General features: G+C 72.0%; 15 protein-coding genes and 2 tRNA genes. 5 read left to right on the top strand and 12 right to left on the bottom strand.

Annotation, left to right across the window (positions count from 1 at the left end):
* Positions 1-76: 76 nt before the first annotated feature.
* The 3 genes from P1P75_RS27255 to P1P75_RS27245 all read right to left on the bottom strand — a co-directional run bounded on the left by P1P75_RS27255 (position 77) and on the right by P1P75_RS27245 (position 4,562).
* A complete protein-coding gene (locus tag P1P75_RS27255) occupies positions 77-721 on the bottom strand; it encodes an IclR family transcriptional regulator (RefSeq protein WP_073495779.1) in 645 nt (214 codons plus the stop codon).
* Positions 722-1,051: 330 nt separating this feature from the next.
* Positions 1,052-2,851 (bottom strand): DEAD/DEAH box helicase, encoded by a 1,800-nt coding sequence (locus tag P1P75_RS27250; RefSeq protein ID WP_319260074.1) that lies wholly within the window; start codon positions 2,849-2,851, stop codon positions 1,052-1,054.
* Between the two features lie 238 nt (positions 2,852-3,089).
* The gene (locus P1P75_RS27245; protein WP_319260072.1) at positions 3,090-4,562 is read right to left on the bottom strand and encodes an MFS transporter; all 1,473 of its coding nucleotides are present in this window, start codon (positions 4,560-4,562) and stop codon (positions 3,090-3,092) included.
* A gap of 226 nt (positions 4,563-4,788) precedes the next feature.
* Here P1P75_RS27245 and P1P75_RS27240 point away from each other — a divergent pair.
* Positions 4,789-4,886, top strand: a tRNA-OTHER gene (locus P1P75_RS27240).
* 20 nt (positions 4,887-4,906) lie between these two features.
* Positions 4,907-4,978 (top strand) — tRNA-Cys (locus tag P1P75_RS27235).
* A gap of 104 nt (positions 4,979-5,082) precedes the next feature.
* Here the strand turns inward: P1P75_RS27235 and P1P75_RS27230 are convergent.
* Positions 5,083-5,901 carry a class I SAM-dependent methyltransferase gene (locus P1P75_RS27230; protein WP_319260077.1) on the bottom strand — a complete coding sequence of 273 codons (819 nt, stop codon included), beginning with the start codon at positions 5,899-5,901 and terminating at the stop codon, positions 5,083-5,085.
* Between the two features lie 1,442 nt (positions 5,902-7,343).
* Here P1P75_RS27230 and P1P75_RS27225 point away from each other — a divergent pair.
* The 3 genes from P1P75_RS27225 to P1P75_RS27215 are packed head-to-tail and all read left to right on the top strand — an operon-like array spanning position 7,344 to position 9,309.
* Positions 7,344-7,844 carry an ATP-binding protein gene (locus P1P75_RS27225; protein WP_319260070.1) on the top strand — a complete coding sequence of 167 codons (501 nt, stop codon included), beginning with the start codon at positions 7,344-7,346 and terminating at the stop codon, positions 7,842-7,844.
* On the top strand, positions 7,841-8,956 hold the full coding sequence (locus tag P1P75_RS27220) for a hypothetical protein (RefSeq protein ID WP_319260068.1): 1,116 nt from the start codon (positions 7,841-7,843) through the stop codon (positions 8,954-8,956). Before P1P75_RS27225 ends, P1P75_RS27220 begins: the two co-directional genes overlap by 4 nt.
* Positions 8,953-9,309, top strand: coding sequence for an ASCH domain-containing protein (locus P1P75_RS27215; RefSeq protein ID WP_319260065.1), 357 nt, complete (start codon positions 8,953-8,955; stop codon positions 9,307-9,309). The genes P1P75_RS27220 and P1P75_RS27215 overlap by 4 nt, the downstream gene beginning before the upstream one ends.
* A 67-nt stretch (positions 9,310-9,376) precedes the next feature.
* Here P1P75_RS27215 and P1P75_RS27210 read toward each other — a convergent pair whose 3' ends face one another.
* The 8 genes from P1P75_RS27210 to P1P75_RS27175 all read right to left on the bottom strand — a co-directional run bounded on the left by P1P75_RS27210 (position 9,377) and on the right by P1P75_RS27175 (position 19,848).
* Complete coding sequence (locus tag P1P75_RS27210; RefSeq protein ID WP_319260063.1) at positions 9,377-9,865, bottom strand: hypothetical protein; 489 nt, start codon at positions 9,863-9,865, stop codon at positions 9,377-9,379.
* 27 nt (positions 9,866-9,892) lie between these two features.
* Positions 9,893-11,074, bottom strand: a complete 1,182-nt coding sequence (locus P1P75_RS27205) for an SUKH-4 family immunity protein (protein WP_319260060.1) — start codon at positions 11,072-11,074, stop codon at positions 9,893-9,895.
* 389 nt (positions 11,075-11,463) lie between these two features.
* Positions 11,464-13,776 carry a molybdopterin cofactor-binding domain-containing protein gene (locus P1P75_RS27200; RefSeq protein WP_319260057.1) on the bottom strand — a complete coding sequence of 771 codons (2,313 nt, stop codon included), beginning with the start codon at positions 13,774-13,776 and terminating at the stop codon, positions 11,464-11,466.
* A complete protein-coding gene (locus P1P75_RS27195) occupies positions 13,773-15,368 on the bottom strand; it encodes a 2Fe-2S iron-sulfur cluster-binding protein (RefSeq protein ID WP_319260054.1) in 1,596 nt (531 codons plus the stop codon). The genes P1P75_RS27200 and P1P75_RS27195 overlap by 4 nt, the downstream gene beginning before the upstream one ends.
* Positions 15,365-16,258, bottom strand: a complete 894-nt coding sequence (locus P1P75_RS27190; RefSeq protein WP_319260051.1) for an FAD binding domain-containing protein — start codon at positions 16,256-16,258, stop codon at positions 15,365-15,367. The genes P1P75_RS27195 and P1P75_RS27190 overlap by 4 nt, the downstream gene beginning before the upstream one ends.
* Before the next feature lie 245 nt (positions 16,259-16,503).
* Positions 16,504-18,135: a beta-N-acetylhexosaminidase gene (locus P1P75_RS27185; protein WP_319260048.1), complete on the bottom strand. Its 1,632-nt coding sequence runs from the start codon at positions 18,133-18,135 to the stop codon at positions 16,504-16,506.
* A gap of 1 nt (position 18,136) precedes the next feature.
* Positions 18,137-19,006: a carbohydrate ABC transporter permease gene (locus P1P75_RS27180; RefSeq protein ID WP_319260046.1), complete on the bottom strand. Its 870-nt coding sequence runs from the start codon at positions 19,004-19,006 to the stop codon at positions 18,137-18,139.
* The gene (locus tag P1P75_RS27175; protein ID WP_319260076.1) at positions 19,003-19,848 is read right to left on the bottom strand and encodes a sugar ABC transporter permease; all 846 of its coding nucleotides are present in this window, start codon (positions 19,846-19,848) and stop codon (positions 19,003-19,005) included. Before P1P75_RS27175 ends, P1P75_RS27180 begins: the two co-directional genes overlap by 4 nt.
* Between the last annotated feature and the right edge of the window lie 86 nt (positions 19,849-19,934).

Raw genomic sequence — 19,934 nt, 5'->3', positions numbered from 1 at the left:
CAGCCCCAGCACCGACCCCGGCCCGCCTCTCACGCCACTCTCGGCGCAGCCCCTCGCCACGCCCCGAGCCGCGCGGTCAGCGCAGCGCCTCCGCCACCTCCCGCGCCGCGTCCATCACCCGCTGCCCCACCCGTTCCGGCACCGCGTCGGCCAGCATCACGACTCCCACGCTGCCCTCGACCCCCGTCACGCCCAGCAGAGGCGCCGCCGCCCCGCTCGCGCCGGCCTCCAGTTCGCCGTGGGTGAGGGTGTAGCCGGGCTCCCCGGAAGCCGTCCGCTGCCGGGCGGAGAGGATCGCCTTGCCGGCCGCCCCCCGGTCCAGCGGATGCCGGAACCCGGCCCGGTAGGCCACGTGATAGTCGGTCCACGTCGGCTCGACGACGGCGACGGCCAACGCCTCCGCCCCGTCGACCAGGGTCAGATGGGCGGTCGCCCCGATGTCCTCGGCCAGCGACCGCAGCGCGGGCAGCGCGGCCTCGCGTACCAGCGGGTGCACCTGCCGCCCCAGCCTCAGCACGCCGAGTCCGACCCGGGCTCGTCCGCCCAGGTCACGTCGTACGAGGGCGTGCTGCTCCAGGGTGGCGAGCAAGCGGTACACAACGGTCCGGTTGACGCCCAGTTTGTTGGAAAGCTCGGTGACGGTCAGCCCGTGGTCCGTATCGGCCAGCAGTTTGAGGACCCTCAGTCCCCTGTCGAGCGTCTGGGAGGTCTCCGCGGTCACGACGCCCACTCCTTAAGTAGTGAGGGGTCGGCGGCCTTCACAGCGGCGGATGCGTCGCCGAGTCCCGTCAGCGACGCGCGTCAGAGGCCGCCGATCGGCAGAGGGGCCCGGCGTGTCCGGACCCGGTCGCTTCACGGCTGCGCTCCGCGGCGGCGCTGCCACGGGGCGTGTGCGTAGCGGGACAGTAGCGAAGCAGGTTCGCTCAGCGGAAGGCTCCGTCCAGAATCCGGTCACTGGCCGACATGGACTACCTGCGTTTGTCCCTATACGTACGGTGCGCGACGAGCGCCGAGCGCCCCCTGCCGACGTGCGGGTGGACGCCATGGGGCGTCACTTCATCCGGGTCGCCCACTCCTGCACCTTGGCGATGCGCTGCCGCAGCTGCCCCGCCGTCGCCTCCGCGCTCGGCGGCCCGCCGCACACACGGCGCAGCTCGGTATGGATGACGCCGTGCGGCTTGCCGCTCTGGTGGACGTACGCGCCGACCATCGTGTTGAGCTGCTTGCGCAGCTCCATCAGCTCCTTGTGGGAGACGACCGGCCGCCGCTCGGCCGGCAGCTCCAGCAGGTCGGCCTCCCCGTCCGGCCTCTTACGGCTGTGCGCGATCTGCTTGGCCTGGCGCTTCTGGAGGAGCATCTGCACCTGGTCGGGCTCCAGGAGTCCGGGGATGCCGAGGTAGTCCTGCTCCTCCTCGCTGCCGGGGTGGGCCTGCATGCCGAACTCGGCGCCGTTGTACATGACCCGGTCGAAGACGGCGTCGGACTCCAGCGCCTCGAAGGGCAGCATGTCCTGGTCGCCGGTGTCCTCGTCCTGCTGCTTCTCGGCTTCCTGGAGGAGCTTGTCCTCCTCGGCGTAGGGGTCCTCCTCGCCGTCCTTCTTGGGCTTGTCGAGGACGTGGTCGCGCTCGCGTTCCATCTCGTTGGCGAAACCGAGGAGGTCGGGCACGGTCGGCAGGAACACGGACGCCGTCTCGCCGCGCCGCCGCGACCGTACGAAACGGCCGACGGCCTGGGCGAAGAAGAGGGGCGTGGAGATGGTGGTGGCGTACACGCCGACGGCGAGCCGCGGCACGTCGACGCCCTCCGACACCATCCGCACCGCGACCATCCACCGGTCGTTGCTCGCGCTGAACTCGTCGATCCGGTTCGACGCGCCGGTGTCGTCGGACAGCACGAGCGTCGCCTTGGACCCGGTGATCTCCCGGATCAGCTTGGCGTAGGCGCGGGCCGAGTCCTGGTCGGAGGCGATGACCAGGGCGCCCGCGTCCGGGATGGCCTTACGGACCTCGGTGAGCCGCTGGTCGGCGGCGCGCAGCACGCTCGGCATCCACTCGCCGCGCGCGTCCAGCGCCGTACGCCAGGCCTGACTGATCGCGTCCTTCGTCATCGGCTCGCCGAGGCGGGCGGCGATCTCGTCGCCGGCCTTCGTGCGCCAGCGCATGTTGCCGCTGTAGGAGAGGAAGATGACGGGCCGCACGACGTTGTCCGCGAGGGCGGAACCGTAGCCGTAGGTGTAGTCGGCGGACGAGCGCCGGATGCCGTCGTTGCCCTCCTCGTACGCCACGAAGGGGATCGGGTTGGTGTCGGAGCGGAACGGCGTACCGGTGAGCGCCAGCCGCCGCGTGGCCGGCTCGAACGCCTCCAGGCAGGCCTCGCCCCAGGACTTCGAGTCACCGGCGTGGTGGATCTCGTCGAGGATGACGAGGGTCTTGCGCTGCTCGACGCGGTTGCGGTGCAGCATCGGCCGCACGCCGACGCCCGCGTACGTCACGGCGACGCCGTGGTAGTCCTTGCTGAGCGGCCCGGCGCTGTACTCGGGGTCCAGCCGGATCCCTATCCGCGCGGCCGCCTCCGCCCACTGCTTCTTCAGATGCTCGGTGGGCGCGACCACGGTCACCTGCTGCACGACGTGGTGGTGCAGCAGCCAGGAGGCGAGGGTCAGCGCGAACGTGGTCTTCCCGGCGCCGGGGGTGGCGACGGCGAGGAAGTCGCGCGGCTGCTCCTGGAGGTATCTCTCCATCGCCCCCTGCTGCCAGGCACGCAGCTTGCCGGCAGTACCCCAGGGGGCCCGGCCGGGAAAGGCGGGAGAGAGGTGGTGGGAGGTGGGGGTGGAGGCGGCGGTGGTAGTCACGGTCTCCGGTTCGTGGGTCGTTCGGCTTCGTGCGGTACGCGCACGGTGCGTTCGGCTTCGTGCGGTCTCGCACCGTGCGTTGGGCTTCGTGCGGTCTCGCACACCGTGCGTTGGGCTTCTTGCGGTCTCGCACACCGTGCGGCTTGGGGCGGCACGGTGCGTATGACAACCGGGCCACCCTACCGGCGGTCCCCCACCGCCACCGTGCGAACGACGCCAGGTCGCCCCTGGGTGGGACTCACGTCACAGCCGAACCATCGCTCACCCTCTGTCGCAGCCGCGTCGTCACCCACGCCCCCACCAGCGCCACCCCCGCCATCGGCAGGAACACGGCGGCGAAGGCGGCCGGATGCGAGCCGCCGGCGGCCTCGGTGGCCGTGTGCGACACGGTTCCGCCGCCGAGCGCCGCGAAGGCGGCACCGCCCGCGGCCAGCAGCAGCACGTTGGACAGGCCGTCGGAGATCTGGAGGGCCGCCGAGTTGGAACCGGCCTCCTCGGGAGCGGACAGCTTGAGCAGCAGCACGCTCGTGGAGGAGATCACCAGGCCCATCCCGAAGCAGCCGAAGGCCCAGGCGACGGCCACCGTCCAGGCGGGCACCGCGTCGATCAGGACGCTCGGCGCGGCGGCGATGGCGGCGGACACGAGCACCATGCCCCCGGTCACCAGCCGGTCCCGGTACGGCTCCACGCCGGGCCGGGACTGCACCCAGGAACCCAGCGCCCAGGTCACCCCGCCGGCCGCGAGGGAGAACCCGGCAAGGGTCGGGCTGAGGCCGCGCTGGGTGACCAGCATCAGCGGCACGAAGGACTCGGCGGCGATGAACGACCCCGCGGCCACCCCGCGCAGCAGCACCACCGAGGGCAGGCCGCGGGCCGCCCGCCAGGTGCCGTGCGGAAGCAGGCCGAGGACGGCCGGCACCAGCAGGGCGGCGCCCGCGGCGGCGGGCAGGAGCGACAGCGGGCGCAGGTCCTGTGCCGCGTACTGGAGCAGCGCAGCACCGAGGGAGATGCCCAGGGCGAGGCGGATGCGGCGCCGGTCGGAGGAGGCGTCCGGGGTGCCGTCCACCGGGCCCGCGGCCAGCCGCCGTATCTGCGGCAGCGCCAGGGCGAGCGGGAAGAGGACCAGTACGGGGATGCCGAGGAACACCCACCGCCAGCCGAGGTGCTCGGTCACCGCGCCGGACGCCAGCGGTCCCACCACCGACGGCACGACCCAGCTCGCCGCGAACGCCGCCATGATCGCGGGCCGCAGCCGCTCGGGATAGGCCCGTCCCACGACGACGTACAGCGCGACGATCACCAGCCCGCCGCCCAGCCCCTGCACGGCCCGCCCGAGGATGAACAGCCACATGACCCCGGCGGTCCCCGACAGCACCAGCCCCGCGGCGAAGGTGGCGATCCCGCAGGTCAGCGGCCCGAGCGGGCCTCGCCGGTCGGACCACTGGCCAGCCAGCACCATGCCGAACAGGCTGGTCGTGAAGTATCCCGAGAAGGCGAAGGCGTAGAGGGACAGCCCGTCCAGCTCCCGCGCCGCGACCGGCATCGCCGTCCCCACGGCGGTCGCCTCGAAGGCGATCAGCAGCACCACGGACACGATCCCGATGCTCAGGGCCCGGAGGTCCCGCCCCAGCACGCCCTCCTCCGGTCGGCGCGAGCTGGACTTCCCGGGTACGTCTGCGACACCGGTGTCGCGAGGTTCATGGACGGCCATGCCCGCCAGAGTAAGGCCCACAACCAACTTTGACCCCTGTCGAGAGACGGGACCGGCCCTCATCCATTGGTCCTACACCCGGCCCGGCCGCCCCCCGGTCCCACCCCATTCATGAACGGAACATGGCAGTCGCATTGCGGCCCCCGAGCTTCCCTTGAGGCCCGCGGTTCCGGGGGCCTACGGTCAGGCCATGACGAAGCGGTTCACGAAGAACCGCTTCTCACACGGCCGTGTGCCCGAGTGGTTCAGGGGCTCGCCCGCGCTGCACTCATCAGCGAGCTCCGCTCGCGGGGAGTCACGCGGGTTCGCATCCCACCACGGCCGTGAGCGAAGAGTTGTCACACGGCCGTGTGCCCGAGTGGTTCAGGGGCTCGCCTGCAAAGCGACTTACGCGGGTTCGATTCCCGCCACGGCCTCTGCCTGCCTGAGCAGGCGAACGCGCTCATTGATAGCGACACGTCGGTATGGAGGGGCTGGTACTCCAGAACCGGGCTGTCCCCCACCTGCGGCCGAACGCCGCTCACTTCCGGCAAATGAGGATGCCGCCCAGGCAGGTGATCGTGTACGCCCCGTGCCGGGCGATGTGCTCGATCACCAGCGTGCGGGCCCGGTCAATGGTCGCGCCGAAGGGGACGTCGTGTTGGTCTGCCCAGGCGCGATACGAGGCCATGTGGGTGATGACAGGGTCGGGGTCGTGGAGGGTAATGGTCCCAGGCAGTTCGACGACCTCCACACGGCTGAACTCCTCGCCGAGGAAGGCGAGGGCCTTCTCGAGGGAGAAGCGGGCACTGAGCGAGATCCGGGCCGGGCCTCGGTCGATGCCCAGGACATCGCCGGCGGCCCGCTGCCACAGCTCGTCGAGCTCGACCTTGTCGCGGTCGCTGTTGGTGGAGGCGACCACCACCCCGTCGCCGGCCAAGACACGGGCAAGCTCCCCGACCGCCTGGGGGATGTCGGGCACGTGGTAGAGCATGTGCAGCGCCAGGGCCGCGTCGATGCTCCCCGCCGCCAGCGGCAGACTCGTGGCGTCCGCAACGGCAACCGGACCGGGAACGCCGGCAAGGATGCCGGGCGCGATGTCGAGACCGAGCAGATCCAGGTCCGGACGGTCCTCACGGAGCCGCTGGATGAACTTGCCGTTGCCGCAGCCGATATCGACGACCCGGCCACGCACGTCGCTCAACTGCTCGGCGACGAGACGCGGCAGGTCGTATCGAGGCGTCTGCCACCGATAGAGCGACTGCCGGGCCGCAAGGTCCCGGTCTCCGTTGTAGGCGCTGCCCGCCAGGCGGGTCCGGTCGGTGACAGCGGCGTCGTGGGCGGCGGACAGGTCGGTCACGTCGGCAACTCCGGAGGATGGGCGGCGGGCAGGGACGCACGCACGAACGGCCGTGTGCTGGAGTCGTTCACACAGGTGTACCGCCTGCGCGGCACCACCGTACTGCGGCCCTCCCAGCTCCCGCCCGAGAGCGGTGAGGCGGCGCACGATGCTGGCCGACATCCGCTCCGGCGAGGACCCGAGGACGAAGCCGAGCATCTCCTCAGTCCCGTCCAGGTCACCCAGGAGCAGGTGTCCGCGAGCGAGGTCGACGTGGGCAGCGAACAGGTCACCGACGGACTGATCGTCGCCGTCCGCACTGCGGTAGAGCCGAATCGCCGTCTCCGCGCTGACGATGGCCCGCTGAACGTGCTCCTGCCCGCCCACGGCCAGAAGGGTCGTCCCGGCGTATGCGAACTGCTTGGCGACAGGAAAGTCGAAGACTCCCGGCACCTCGTCCCGACCCGAGATCGCCCCACGAGAGCGTTCGGCGTCCGACAAGGCGGCGAGCGCGCCTGCCGAGTCGCCGACTATCGCCAACGCCCGCGCCTCCAGACTCGCCAGGCGGGCGCCGATGCTGCCACTCGCCCTGTGTCGACGGCCGGCCTGAGCCAGCCGTGCCGCCTGCTCGTACCGGCCAGTCCAGTACGCAATCAGCGACTCCACGGCTCGCACCCAGGCCAGCATCCCCTCATGTCCGGCCGTCTCGGCGCAGGCGCGAGCGGTACGGGCGTGGGTGGCGGCAGAGTCGTAAGCTCCGAGATCAAGGCAGACGTGCGCGGACAGGCCGCAGAGGCGGGAGGCGGAGAGGTAGAGGTCGATGGTCTGCCGGGGGTGCTGGCGCCCACGCAGCAGCTCGAACACCCCGTCCCGTAACCGCTTGATCTCGACGTACTGCTCCATCAACGGGTGGCTGACGTACGTGCGGGCGAGTCGGCCGACGTCCGCCTCCAACTGCTCGACGACGAACTCGTCGGCATTGCGGTGCGCGATGAACCGGGCGAACTCGGCAGACCGCACCGCGTCCTCCGACAGCGGATCTCCACAAACGCGGGTGCCTTCGGGTGACAGCGCAGACAGCACGATCTCAACCTCGGTGGCACCGGCCACGTCCCGCCGCCTCTTACTTGTGGCAACGGCTTGGTCGAGCAGGGCGGCATCGACACCGAAGACCTGCGCCAGGTACTTCCGGGCATAGGGAATCGGGATGCGCGCTTCGCGCTCGTAGCGTCCGATCTCCTTGCCGGTCTTCGCGGAGCGCCCTTCCAAGGTGTTGAACTCGTCGGCGACCCTCTGCTGGCTCCAGCCACGCACAGTGCGCAGCCGGACGAGCAAGGCGCCGATCCCGGTGTCGCCCATGCCGTCCCCCAGGAACACGTGACCTCTGGCCCCCATAGTGGCCCCCGCCTTGGCCCCTGTGCTGGCTCCCGACCCAAATGAGTTAAGTCGCTTTGCTGTTGACCATGGCAAGCAGACTCACCAATGAGACATCCGAAGCCGCCTCGGATCTCCTTCCGGCCACGGGACGGCACCGCACCATGCTGTTCCCCCGTCGCCGGACCACGCCGCGTACCGCTCGCAACTTCGTCGCCGCCACGCTGACCGAATGGGGTGAGACGAATCGCCTCGACGACATCCGGCTGTGCGCCTCGGAGCTCGTCACCAACGCCGTGCTGCACGGGGCGCCCGTGGGCCGACTGGTCCTGGTACGCGTCGAGTCCCTCGATGAGCAGCTGCGGATCGAGGTCCACGACAGCGGCGAGAACACGCCGACGCAGCGCGTTCCCGAGGAGTCCGCCGTCGACGGCCGCGGCCTGCTGATCGTCTCGACGACTGCCGACATCTGGGGCGTGGAGGAGCGGACGGGCCCCGGGAAGTGCGTGTGGGCCGGATTCAACCGTGACAAGAGCGGGGCCGTCTCTATGCCGCCCCGCATCACCGGCCCTCAGGGGGACACAACATGACCGCGCACCCCGTCTCGCCGAACACCGTCCTCGCCAACGCCCTCCTCCATGCCGAAGACGTCCTGACCCCGCGCATCCTGGCCGCGCCGCCCAAACGGATCGTGCTGGTCGTCGGCACGCAGATCAATGGCGCCCCGCACATCGGCACCTCGCTCGTGCAGTCCCTGGCTTTCGCCATGGCCGCCCGACTGCGCAACCGCTTCGGCCTCCCCACCGAGGTGGTCTTCAGCGCCCTCGACAACGCCCCGTACGAGCTGACCACCGACCCGGCCAGCGGCCACCGTTACCAGCGCGCCTACGCCCAAGCCATCGGAGAGCAGGCCCTGAACGCCCTCATCGCCACGCTTTACCAGCCCCTCTTCGCCGCCCTGTCCGGGCGCCTGGGCATCCCGCACCGCATCGAGACGTATACACAGCAGCAGGCCGGCGAGCACTACCGCCGCACATGGCTCCGACTCCTCCCCCGCCTCGACGCCGCCCGTTGGTGGCTCGCCCCCTCCACCGGCACCCCGCACCTCCGCGTCCCCTGCCCGCATCCCAGTTGCGGCTGGGCGGAGAAGCACGCTGAACGCACCCGGGTCCACCTCGCCGGCCCCGAGGCGGCGACGATCTCCGCCGTGTGCCTCCACCACGGCACGTACGAGGCCACGGTCACGCCCACCAGCGGCGAGTATCTCGACCTGGCCACCCTGTACCGCAACCTGGTCAAGGAACTCACCCTGACCAGCTCCCAGGGCGCCCTGCACGTCATGGTCAAGGGCGGCGACTGGGTCTTCGGCTCCCACCTCGTCGACGAGGCCCTCCAGGCCGTGGGCCTCACCCGTACCCAGCTCCCGGCCCGACTGTTCTGCCCCCAGGTCGTGACCGACACCGGCGCCAAGTTGTCGAAATCCCTCATCCGAGAAGGCCGTGCCCCCTTGCCTGAGGGCGCCGCCCCTTGGATGCTCGACACCCGGCAGTGGCCCGGCACCGTCACCGAGTACGCCGATCAGTTGCTCGCCATGGCCGAGACCCTGCTCTCCGACCCCCGCCACTTCTTCCGCTCATACTCGGCAGCCGAGATCGGCCGCCTGATCACCGCGCCGTCCCCCAGGAGCGTTCCCTCCCGATGACCGACCGCACCGCCCGCGTCCGCGAACTCAACCTCTACCGCCAGTACTTCGAGCTGGTGGCAGTGGGCACCAAGACCATCGAGGTGCGGGTCAAATACCCGCGCCTCGATGACCTCGCCGCCGGCGACACCATCCGCTTCCGCATCAAGGGCACCGACGAAACCTGCGACGTCGAGGTCCTCCGCGTCACCGAGTACCCCGACTTCGAGGCTCTCCTCGACGGCGAAGGCCCGTTCAACGTCAACCCGACCGCCACCCGCGACCAGCAACTCGCCAACATCCGCACCATCTACGGCCCCGAGAAGGAGGCCCTCGGCGCCCTCGCCATCGAGATCAAGCGGACAAGTCGCTGAAGCGAGTTACGCGGGTTCGAATCCCGCCACGGCCTCCAACTCCGCCCAGCGGCTGAGGCGTTTCCGCCTACGCCCCTCCCCCAGCCCCCTGCGGCCAGGACGTGCCCAGGTCTCGTCGCATCGCCGTCTGGGCCGACTCCGTGGCTTTCAGGTAGTCGCCCACGTGGGCTCGGAAGTCCGGGGCGTCCGTGTGAGTGCCTGTGGCGACCAGGTCGCGTAGGTCGCGGACCTTCCAGAAGGCCTGGTTGACCGGTTCCATGACGTCCCAGGGGGCTATCAGGGCGAGTTCGTAGCGGAGCGGGTAGAGGTTGCTGGTGGCGAAGACGTCGTTCGCTGCCGTGCGGGCCTCCGCCGGGGGGAGGGTCTCGCGGGCCGTCTCGTGCAGCCGGGAGTAGACGTCGGACAGCGCGGCCATGAACGCCGCGTAGGCCTGCCGGCGTGTGTCCTGGTTGAGTGCCTCGCGGTCGCGGCGCCAGCGGAAGCGGTCCGCCAGCAAGGTCGATCCGATGCCGATCGCCGCGCCTGTCAATGTGTTCACCGGGGCCAGCCAGTCCATGCGGGGACCTTACGGTGCGGAGCCCCCCTACGCGTAGAGTCCGCCGCCCGCCTCGTCCTCGAACATGCCCGGCCAGTAGCGCCAGCCGTCGTCGGTGGGTGTTCTGGGCGTCGGGTCGCAGGCCACCGGGTCGAGGGCGGCGAGGGTGCGGGTCATGGTGTCGGCCAACTGGTCGTAGGCCTCGGTCAGTTCATGGTCCGCGTCGAGGGTGTGCTCGCGGTGGACGAGCCAGAGGGTGAACGCCAGTGTCGAGATGTCGGCGTTCAGCGGGCGGAGCCGGGCCTCCGCCTCGCTCCAGGACAGCACGGCGCCCGTGGTGCCGTCGAGGACGAGGCTGGTGTCCTCCACGAGGTGGCCGAGGCGGATCAGGCGGTCGGCGCCTTCGGGGAGCCGGGTGTCCGGCTCGTCCGCCCAGTGCTCGGCGAGGGTGGGCAGCGGGACGTCCATGTCGAGGGAGAACCAGACGCATTCCTCGGGCAGGCCCGTCTCCCGCAGGAAGCGGCGGGTCGGCTCGTGGGAGAGGGCGGCCGGGAAGTCGACCTCCTCGAAGCGGACGATGGCGCCGGTGTCGAACTCCTCGTCCAGCAGCCGGGGCGGCAGGTCCAGGGCGAGCCCGGAACGCGTGCCGGGGCCCGCGATCAACGCGAGCGGGCGGACCACCGCGGCCAGCCGCCAGAACGGCGGCACCTCGCCGTCGGCCCCCGACTCGTAGAGCGCGAGGAGTTGTCCGGACGCCTCGGCCACCGCCTCGGGCCCGAAGCGCCCGGCGTAGGCCGCGAACTGGCCTCTGAGCGCGGCGAGTTCATCGGCCGCCGTGGCGAACCGCACGAGCTTCTCCAGGGAGGGCGCGAGCGGCCGGCGGTCCATCAGGTCGGGGCGGTCGTGGAAGAAGCACGTCGTCGTGATCTCGCCGGTGGTGCCGTCGAGCAGCACCGACTCGGTCGCCGGGCCCGCCGGGCCGAGGAGTCCGCCGATGACGAGCTGGTCGCGCAGGTCGTCGGGGAGCCGGTGGCCGGGGTCGCCGGTGGAGTCGGCGACCGTGCGCAGGCCGTCCGCGCGCAGCGCCTCGAACGTCACCAGCGCGCCGACGTCGGGCAGTCCGGGACCGCTCAGCCAGCGGCGGCTCGGCGCGTGAGTGACGTACGGATCCAGCTCGGCCTCGGAGAGGGTGATCACCGGCGTGCCGGTGGTGGTGCTGGTCGTGCTCATCGGTCCCCCGTGCGTGAAGATTCGCCGTCCCACTGCTGCGCACACTACGCGGCACCACTGACAACGGCCCTCGACAAGAAGGACGCCGGGCCACGCGCCCGCGTTCCCTTCCCACGAGGATCTCCTCGACCGTCTCCCCCACGGTCAACTCCCCGGTGTCCGGGCCGAGTCCGGGACATGACATGCGGCACACGGTCCGGCGAGGGCGCCGCCACCGCCGCGGCCGAAACGGTCGGGCAGCGGCCCTCGTGCCCGCCCGCGTCGTCCCAGTCGGCCCGCCGCGACGAACACGGCCACGGGCGGCCGCCCTCGTGCGCGCCCGCGTCGTGGAGGCGGGACATGGCCGCGGGACACCTCGAGAGGGCTGCCCTCGCGCGCCCGCGTCGTCCCTACTGGCCCGTGACCACGGCCGCCTGCGGCCTTATCGGCAGTCGGTTCACCGGGCGGCCGGTGGCGGCGCGTACGGCGGAGGCGATCGCCGCCGGGGACGTCACGACCGGTACCGCGCTGGCCGCCTTCGCGCCGAACGGCGCGACCACGTCCCGCTCCTCGACCAGCTTGACGATCCGGATGTCCGGCGCGTCCAGGGCCGTGGGGAGGGCGTAGCCGGTGAGGTCGGGGTGGCGGAGCAGGCCGCGCGGGGTGCGCAGGTTCTCGGTGAGGGCGATGCCGACGCCCTGGGTGACGCCCGCCTCGATCCGGGCGGCGAGCTGGGCCGGGTTGAGGATCCGGCCGACGTCCTGGGCGACCGCCAGTTCCACGACCCGTACCGAGCCCAGTTCGATGTCGACGTCCACGACGGCGCGGATCGCGCAGAAGGCGAGGCCGACGAACGCGTCGCCCTGCCCGGCCCCGTCCAGCGGCTCGGTGGGGTGCGGGCGGCACTGCGCGGTGGCCCACAGTTCCTTGCCGTGCAGTTCCTCGGCGACGGTCGTCGACAGGACGCCGTCGTACGAGGTGATCTTGCCGTCGGTGATCTGGAGGAGTTCGTGGGACATGCCGAACTTGTGGGCGAGGGGCTTGAGGAGCTGGGTGCGGACCATCTTGGCCGCGCGTTCCACCGCGCCGCCGGAGACCCAGGTGTGCCGTCCGCGGCAGCCGGGGCCGGCCGGGGGCTGGTCGGTGTCGACGGGCGCGACGTGCACCTCGTCGACACCGAGGGTCTCCTGGACGATCTGCCGGGCGAGGGTGGTGAAGCCCTGGCCGCTCTCGACGGCCGCGCACAGGACGGTCGCGACGCCGTCCTGGACCTTGACGGTGGCCGTGGAGACCTCGTCGGTGCCTTCCGCGCCGAGCATGTGGACCATGCCCAGGCCGTAGCCGACGCCCCGGCGCACCGCGCCCGGTTCGCCCGCGCCCTCGGGGCCGCCGGGCAGCAGCCAGTCCTCCTCGGGGGAGTCCTTCGGCAGGGCGGGCAGCGGGTACTCCTGGACGGCCTGGAGGAGTTCGGCGACGGGCGCCGGGCAGGTGACCGTCTGGCCGGTGGGCAGGACGTCGCCGGTGGCCAGGGCGTTGCGCAGGCGCAGTTCCGCCGGGTCCACGCCGAGTTTCTTCGCCAGTTTGTCCATCTGCGCCTCGTAGGCGGCGCAGACCTGCATGGCGCCTTCGCCGCGGACGTGGCCGGAGGGCGGGTTGTTGGTGCGCACGGCCCAGCCCTCGATGAAGGCGTTGGGGACGACGTAGGGGCCGCAGGCGAAGGAGACGGCGGCGGCGAGGGCCTCGGAGGAGGTGTCGGCGTAGGCGCCCGCGTCGAGGAGGATCTGCGCCTCCACCTTGACGAGCCGGCCCTCGGCGTCCGCGTGGTGGCGGTACCGCAGCAGGGTGGGGTGGCGGTGGGCGTGGCCGAGGAAGGACTCCTCGCGGGTCGCGGTGAGCTTGACGGGGCAGCCGGTGCGCAGGGCCAGCAGGCCGAGCGGGAGCTGGAAGCCCTGGTCCTCGCGGTCGGCGGTGGCGCCGGGCACACCGGTGACGACGATCTTCACCTGATCGGGTGACAGGCCGAAGCAGGCCGCGGCGGTGTCCCGGTCGCTGTGCGGGTCGGTGGAGGCGAGGTACAGCTCGACGCCGCCGTCGGGCCTGGGCACGGCGAGACCGGCTTCGGCGCCGATCGGGGCGGGGTCGGCGCGGCCGATGCGGTACTGGCCCTCGACGACGATCTCGCCGGCCGCGGCCGGGTCGCCGTGGTGCAGCGGGATGTGCCGGATCAGGTTGCCGTCGGGGTGCAGCGGCTCGGCCTCGAAGGCGAGTTCGGGGTCGATGACCGGGTCGAGCACCTCGTACTCGACGATGACGGCCGCGGCGGCCATGCGCGCGGTGTCGGGGTGGTCGGCGGCGACGGCCGCGATGGGCTCGCCGTGATGGCGTACGACCTCGGAGGCGAACACCGGGCGGTCGGCGGCCGGGCCGCGTCCGTGCAGCGGTCTGCCGGGCACGTCCTCGTGCGTGACGACGGCGCGTACGCCAGGCATCTCGCGCGCGTGGGTGGTGTCGATGGAGACGATGCGCGCGTGGGCGTGCGGGGAGCGCAGTACGGCCGCCCAGAGCAGGCCTTCGGCCCAGAGGTCGGCCGCGTACGGGAAGGTGCCCTCGGTCTTGGCGCGGGCGTCGGCGGCCGGCAGGGAGGCGCCGAGGCCGTGCGGGATCGGCTCGGGGGCCTGGCCGGCCTCCGCGGGGCTTGTCGCGGTGGCTGCTTCGCTGGTCACGACTGGCCTCCGTCCTGGCCGTACGCCGGGTCGTGCGGGTGGGGCTGCGCGGGGTTCTCGAAGGCGGAGGCGTGGATGCCTCCGCCGCCGGGACCCGCCTGGTGCGGAATACGTGCCTCGTCGCCGTCCGACTCGGCGTCCGCCGCGGTGTGTGCCTCGCGTTCGGCGACGACGTCCTGGACGGCCTGGAGGACGCCCCGGTAGCCGGAGCAGCGGCACAGGTTGCCGCAGAGCGCCTGGCGGGCCTCCAGGTCGGTGGGCGCGGGGTTGCCCTCCAGCAGGTCGTGCACGGTCATCGCCATGCCGGGCACGCAGAAGCCGCACTGCACCGCCCCGCAGCGGGCGAGGGCCCGCTGTACGTCGGAGGGCTGTCCGTCGACGGCGAGGCCCTCGACGGTGCGGATCTCGCTGCCGGCGGTGGTGACGGCCGGGACCAGGCAGGAGGCGACGAGGCGCCCGTCCACCTGGACGTTGCAGGCCCCGCACTCGCCCTGGGAGCAGCCGTCCTTGGCGCCGGCGAGTCCGAGCCGCTCGCGCAGGACGTAGAGCAGGGACTCGCCGATCCAGGCGTCGGTGACAGGCCGGTCGGAGCCGTTGACGCGCAGGACGTAGGAGGCGAGGGGGTGGTCGTCGTGGTGAGGTGCCGCCTCCGGCTCGGGCTCCGCCTCCGCTTCCTGGTCGTCGTCCACGCGCGTGGACAACGCGTCGGCGTCGGCCTGCTCGGGGTGTTCCGCGACGGGGTCCGGGGCCGCCGCGGACCGGGGGTCCTCGGCGGCTTCTGCGGGCTCGCGAGCGGCCTCGGGTCCCCGGGGGTCCTCGGCGGCCTCGGGGGGCGGCCGGTGGGCCTCCACGGGTCCGGGCCCGTCCTCGTACGGCAGTCCGGGCGGCTGCTGCTCGTGCGGGGCCGGGTGCTCGTGGGCCGCGGCGCCCGTGGTGTCGGGCCGCGGGGAGTGGCCGAAGGCGGGCGCGTCGGGTCGTACGCCCGCGGCGTCGGCGAGGGGGGCGCCGGCCCCGTCGGTCTCCGGGCCCCAGGACCGCTCGTCCGGCGCGGGCTCCGTGGCCCAGGGCGCGGACGCGCCGCCCGGCAGGGTGGCCGGGGGTGTGCCGCCGCCCCACTGTTCGACCAGTGCCGAGGTGGTGAACTCGCCCGACTCGTCGGGCAGATCGCCGCCCGCGACGGGGATCGACCACTGGCCGGTCACGTCGTGGCCGGGCGCGGGCTCGGCGGGCGCGTTGCTGTCGTCGAAGGTCCACTGACCGGTGGCGCCCGGGTTGTACGTGAACTGGTCGCCGCCGGCCGTCCCGTCGGCCGGTGCGGGCCAGTCGGTGCCGGACGCGGGGGCCGCCCAGGCGCCGTGGCCGGCCGCGGCGGGGTCGCTCCCGTCGTGCGTGGCCTCGATCTGCGGGGGCACGTATCCGTGGCCGGGGGCCGCGAGCGGGCTGCCGTCGCCGCGGGCGGCCAGCAGGGCCTCGATGCCGCCCTCGGGGAGCTTCACGAAGGCGGTGGCGCCGTCGTCGTAGTCGCCCTGGGGCAGCGGGTCCCAGCGGCCGCCGCCCGGCGGCGCGCCCTGTCCGTGCTGGTCGTCGGTCATGACAGTGCCCTCCCCAGTGCTCGTCGGGCCAGTGCGGCGACGGTGCGCCGCAGGTGCAGTACGGCGGGCGGTAGCGGTTGCACGGAGCCGTCCTCGGCGGGGACGGTGTCCGGGATGCAGGCGGCGGCGACGTATTCGCCGAAGGCGGTCAGCGCCTCGGGGACGAGGGCGCGGTTGTTGTCCCAGTCGATGAGCCGGGCGACCCACTGCTCGGCCTCCAGGGGCCGCAGCGGCATCGGCGCTATGGCTCCGACGGCGCACCGGACTCCGCGCCGGGCGGGGTCGAGGACGAGGGCGACGGAGGCGACGGCCCGTCCGGGGCCGGTGCGGCCGGTCGCCTTCAGGAAGACCTGGGGGGCGTGCAGCAGGGGCACGCGCACGAACCCGATGAGTTCGCCACCGCGCAGCATGTCCATGCCGGCCAGCAGGTGCGACACCGGGATCTCGCGGCGCAGGCCGCCCGGCCCGGCGATGATCAGGGTCGCCTCCAGCGCGGCCAGCACGGGCAGCGCGTCGCCCGTGGGAGCGGCGGAGGCGATGTTGCCGCCCAGCGTGCCCGCGTTGCGGATGTGCGGCGGGCCCGCCGCGCGCGCGGCGGCGGCGAGCGCCGGGATGAGGGCGGCGAAGTCGGGGCGGCCCATGCGGGCGTGGGTGAGCCCGGCGCCGAGCAGGGCGTGCCCGTCCTGGTACTGCCAGCCGCGGATCTCGCTGATGCGGCCGAGGCCGACCAGAGCGGCGGGCCTGAGCTGGCCGGAGTTGACGGCGGCCATCAGGTCGGTGCCGCCCGCCACGGGAACGGCGGCCGGTGTGACGGCGAGTGCCGCCACGGCTTCGTCCAGGGTCGCGGGCAGCGTGACGGCCTGCCCCGCCTGCGGTGCGTGCGTGGTCAAAACCGGCTGCCCCTTCCCGCTGCCCCACCTGGTCCCACCTGTGCTGCCGTACGGTACGTGCTGACAGGGCGGACGTGGCAACTCTGGCACATCTTCGCAAGGCCCGGACGCGGGGGTCCGCCAGGAGGCATTCGCCCACCCCATAAGGGAGATGGCCCGTTTTGGTACGGCATCACCGATGTGCGTGAATTGCGACTCTTCGGTGATTCTGCCGGGTTTTACCGAGACCGACGTCGGCGGTGCGGTCAGCGCATCGGGGGCGTCCCCTCGATCGGCCGGCCGAGCACGCCCGGCCGCTTCTGCCAGGGCTTCGGGCCGCCGGGCGGCCGGTAGCCGACACCCAGGGCGTCGAGCCGCTCGTAGTGGGCCTCCATCCGCCGCTCGAAGCCGGCGAAGTCCCGCCGCTCCGGCGCGGGCAGCCGGCTCCAGGCGACCTCGGCGAAGGCCGCGAGCCGGGGAAAGACCTGGTAGTCGACGCGCGCGGGGTCCTCCATCACCTCGGTCCACGCGTTGGCCTGCGTGCCCAGCACGTGTGCCGCCTCCTCGGGCGTCAGCCCCGGCGGCACGGGCTCGAACCGGTAGACGTCCTCCAGACTGCGCACGTAGCCGATCGGCACGGGCTCCTCGGCGCCGCCGTCCTGCCGGTGGTCCAGGTACACGTACTGCTCGGGACACATGACGACGTCGTGTCCCGCGCGCGCGGCGGCGATCCCGCCCGCGTATCCGCGCCAGGACGACACGGCGGCACCGTCGGCGAGGCCACCCTCCAGGATCTCGTCCCAGCCGATGAGCCGCCGCCCGCGCGCGGCGAGCCAGGTGTCGAAGTGCCCGATGAACCAGGCCTGTAGTCCGTCCTCGCCGGCGAGACCGAGTTCCTCGATGCGGGCCTGCGCGGTGGGTGAGCCGCGCCACTGCTCCTTGGGGCATTCGTCGCCGCCGACGTGGATGAACTCCGACGGGAAGAGGGCGAGGACCTCCTCGAAGACGCCCTCGTAGAAGCGCAGGGTGTCGTCGGTGGGTGCGAGGACGTTCGGGTTGATCCCCCAGGTGTCCCAGACGGAGAGGGCGCGGGTGTCGACGACGTCGGTGTTGCCGAGTTCGGGATACGCGGCGATGGCCGCCTGGGAGTGACCGGGTACGTCGATCTCGGGGACGACGGTGACATGCCGTTCGGCGGCGTAGGCGACGATCTCGCGGATGTCGTCCTGGGTGTAGAAGCCGCCGTGCGGCCTCTCGTCCCACAGCGGTGAGGCACGGTGGCCGAATGTGGTGCGCGAGCGCCAGGAGCCGACCTCGGTCAGCCGGGGGTGCCGCTCGATCTCGACGCGCCAGCCCTGGTCGTCGGTCAGATGGAGGTGGAGGACGTTGAGTTTGTGCGCGGCCATCAGATCCAGGTAGCGCAGGACGCCGTCCTTGGGCATGAAGTGCCGGGCCACGTCGAGGAGCAGACCGCGCCAGGGGAAACGCGGGCCGTCCTCGATGATCTGGTGCGGGACGCCGTACCGCGTTCCGGGCCGCACCGGGGCGCGCCGGAACGCCTCGGGGCCGAGGAGCTGACGCAGCGTCTGCGCCCCCCAGAAGACGCCGGCCGGGTCGCCGCCGCGGATCTCGACGCCCCGGTCGGTGATGACGCTCAGCCGGTACGCCTCCGGTCCCAGCGTGTCGTCGACGAGCAGCCGTACGCCGTCCTGGGCCTCCTCGGGGCCGGGCCGCAGCGGCAGGCCGAGGGCGGCGCCGAGCGTGGCTCGCAGCCAGCGTTCGGTGCTCCCGGTGCCGGGCGCGGCCCACAGGACGGTGGAGTCGTCCAGCTGGACCCCGCACCGCATGGGGCCCTCGACGGCGCGCGGCGCCGGAATGATCTCGTTTCCTGAAGTCACGTCAGTCCTTCACCGCTCCGCCGAGGCCGGAGACGAGTCGTCGCTGTACGAGTACGAAGAAGACCAGCACCGGAATCGTCATCACCGTCGAACCGGCCATCACCCCGCCCCAGTCGGGGTCGTCGGGCTTGTAGAACACCAGCAGGGCCATCGGCAGCGTCGACTGCGAAGTGTCGCTGATGATGAACGACTTGGCGAAGAGGAAGTCGTTCCAGGCGGAGATGAAGGAAAACACGCTCGTGGCGACGAGACCGGGCAGCACGAGCGGGAAAAGGATCTGCCACATGAATCGCGTACGGCTCGCCCCGTCGAGGTACGCGGCCTCCTCCAGGGCCTCCGGAACGCCTTTCACGAAGCCCCTCAGCATCCAGATCGCGAAGGGCAGCGAGAACGCGATGTGGGGCAGGATCAGGGCACCCAGGGTGTTGAGCTGACCGGCGTCGCGCATCACGAAGAACAAGGGGATCGTGAGCGCTTCCACGGGCACCATCTGGGCCACCAGGAACATGATCAGCAGAGTGGTCCGGTAACGGAACCGGAATCGGGTGACGGCGGTCGCGGCGAGAAACGCGATGACCGCCGAGACGATCACCACGGTGACCGCGACGACAAGACTGTTGAAGAAGTAACGGCCGAATTCCTGCTGCCCGAAGACGCGCCGGAAGGAATCCAGGGACGGCGCCAGGGTCCAGGGCCGGGGCTCGCTCGACTCGATCTCCCCGGCCGGTTTGAAGGCGCCCAGCACCATCCAGTACAGCGGGAACGCGACGACGGCCGCGACCAGCAGCGCACAGGCCTCGGCGGCGGTCCGCCACGGATGCCGCACGAGTCCTTTCGCGAGAGAGCGGGGAAGATTCAGTGGAAGATTCATATGTCCTCCCCCTGCCGACGCAGCAGCCGCAGGTACCCGAGGGTGACGGTGAGCAGGATCAGCAGCATCACGACACCGATCGCCGCGCCGAGCCCGTACTGAGAGGACGCGAACGCCTCCTGGTAGGCATAGACGTTCAGGACGAGGTTCTGGCCCGCGATGCCGCCGCCGTTGGTCATGACGTAGATCTGCGTGAAGACCTTGAAGTCCCAGATCACCGACTGGATGGTGACGACCACCAGGATCGGCCGGAGCATCGGCGCGAGGACCGAACGCCAGATGCGCCACTGCGAGGCGCCGTCCAGGGCGGCGGCCTCCAGCACCTCGGACGGTACGGCGCGGATGCCCGCGTACACCGTGACCATCACGAACGGGAAGGAGCACCAGACCACTTCGAGCAGGACCAGGAAGAAGGCGCTGTAGCGGCCGTACGTCCAGGAGTGGTCGTCGAGGCCGAGGACGCGGTTGACCGGGCCGAAGTCGGGGTCGAACAGGAACAGCCACACGGTCGAGCCGGTGACGGCGGGCGTGGCCCAGGCGCCGAGCGCGGCGAGCATCAGCGCGAGCCGCGGCAGGGCCCGCACGCGGGTGAGGAGCACGGCGAGTGCGCAGCCGACGGCGAGGGTGGACAGGACGCAGGCCGCGGCGAAGACGACCGTGGCGAGCAGCACCTGCCAGAACCGGTCGTCGGCGAAGACGTCGGCGTAGTTGCCGAACCCCCGGAAGACGGTCGGTTCACCGCCGCTGACCTGTGCCTGTGTGTAGCGGTAGAGGGAGATCAGGCCGAGCTGGTAGATCGGGTAGCCGAGCAGCGCGGCGAGGACGACGAGAGCGGGGGCCAGGTAGAGCCAGGGTGTGAAGGCACCGCGGGTCCGCCTGCGGGGCCTTCACACCCTGGCTCTACCTGGCCCCCGCTCTCGTCGTCCTC

Source organism: Streptomyces sp. ID05-39B, assembly GCF_033794725.1.
Taxonomy (GTDB): Bacteria; Actinomycetota; Actinomycetes; order Streptomycetales; family Streptomycetaceae; genus Streptomyces; species Streptomyces bobili.
Note: the sequence above shows the minus strand (reverse complement) of the source record. Positions and strands in the feature narration are given on the sequence as shown.

Bases quoted from the DNA above. Each gene is read 5' to 3' on its own strand.
- P1P75_RS27245 (WP_319260072.1), bottom strand. From the start codon at position 4,562: ATGGCCGTCCATGAACCTCGCGACACCGGTGTCGCAGACGTACCCGGG.
- P1P75_RS27225 (WP_319260070.1), top strand. From the start codon at position 7,344: ATGGCAAGCAGACTCACCAATGAGACATCCGAAGCCGCCTCGGATCTC.
- P1P75_RS27220 (WP_319260068.1), top strand. From the start codon at position 7,841: ATGACCGCGCACCCCGTCTCGCCGAACACCGTCCTCGCCAACGCCCTC.
- P1P75_RS27215 (WP_319260065.1), top strand. From the start codon at position 8,953: ATGACCGACCGCACCGCCCGCGTCCGCGAACTCAACCTCTACCGCCAG.
- P1P75_RS27210 (WP_319260063.1), bottom strand. From the start codon at position 9,865: ATGGACTGGCTGGCCCCGGTGAACACATTGACAGGCGCGGCGATCGGC.
- P1P75_RS27205 (WP_319260060.1), bottom strand. From the start codon at position 11,074: ATGAGCACGACCAGCACCACCACCGGCACGCCGGTGATCACCCTCTCC.
- P1P75_RS27195 (WP_319260054.1), bottom strand. From the start codon at position 15,368: ATGACCGACGACCAGCACGGACAGGGCGCGCCGCCGGGCGGCGGCCGC.
- P1P75_RS27180 (WP_319260046.1), bottom strand. From the start codon at position 19,006: ATGAATCTTCCACTGAATCTTCCCCGCTCTCTCGCGAAAGGACTCGTG.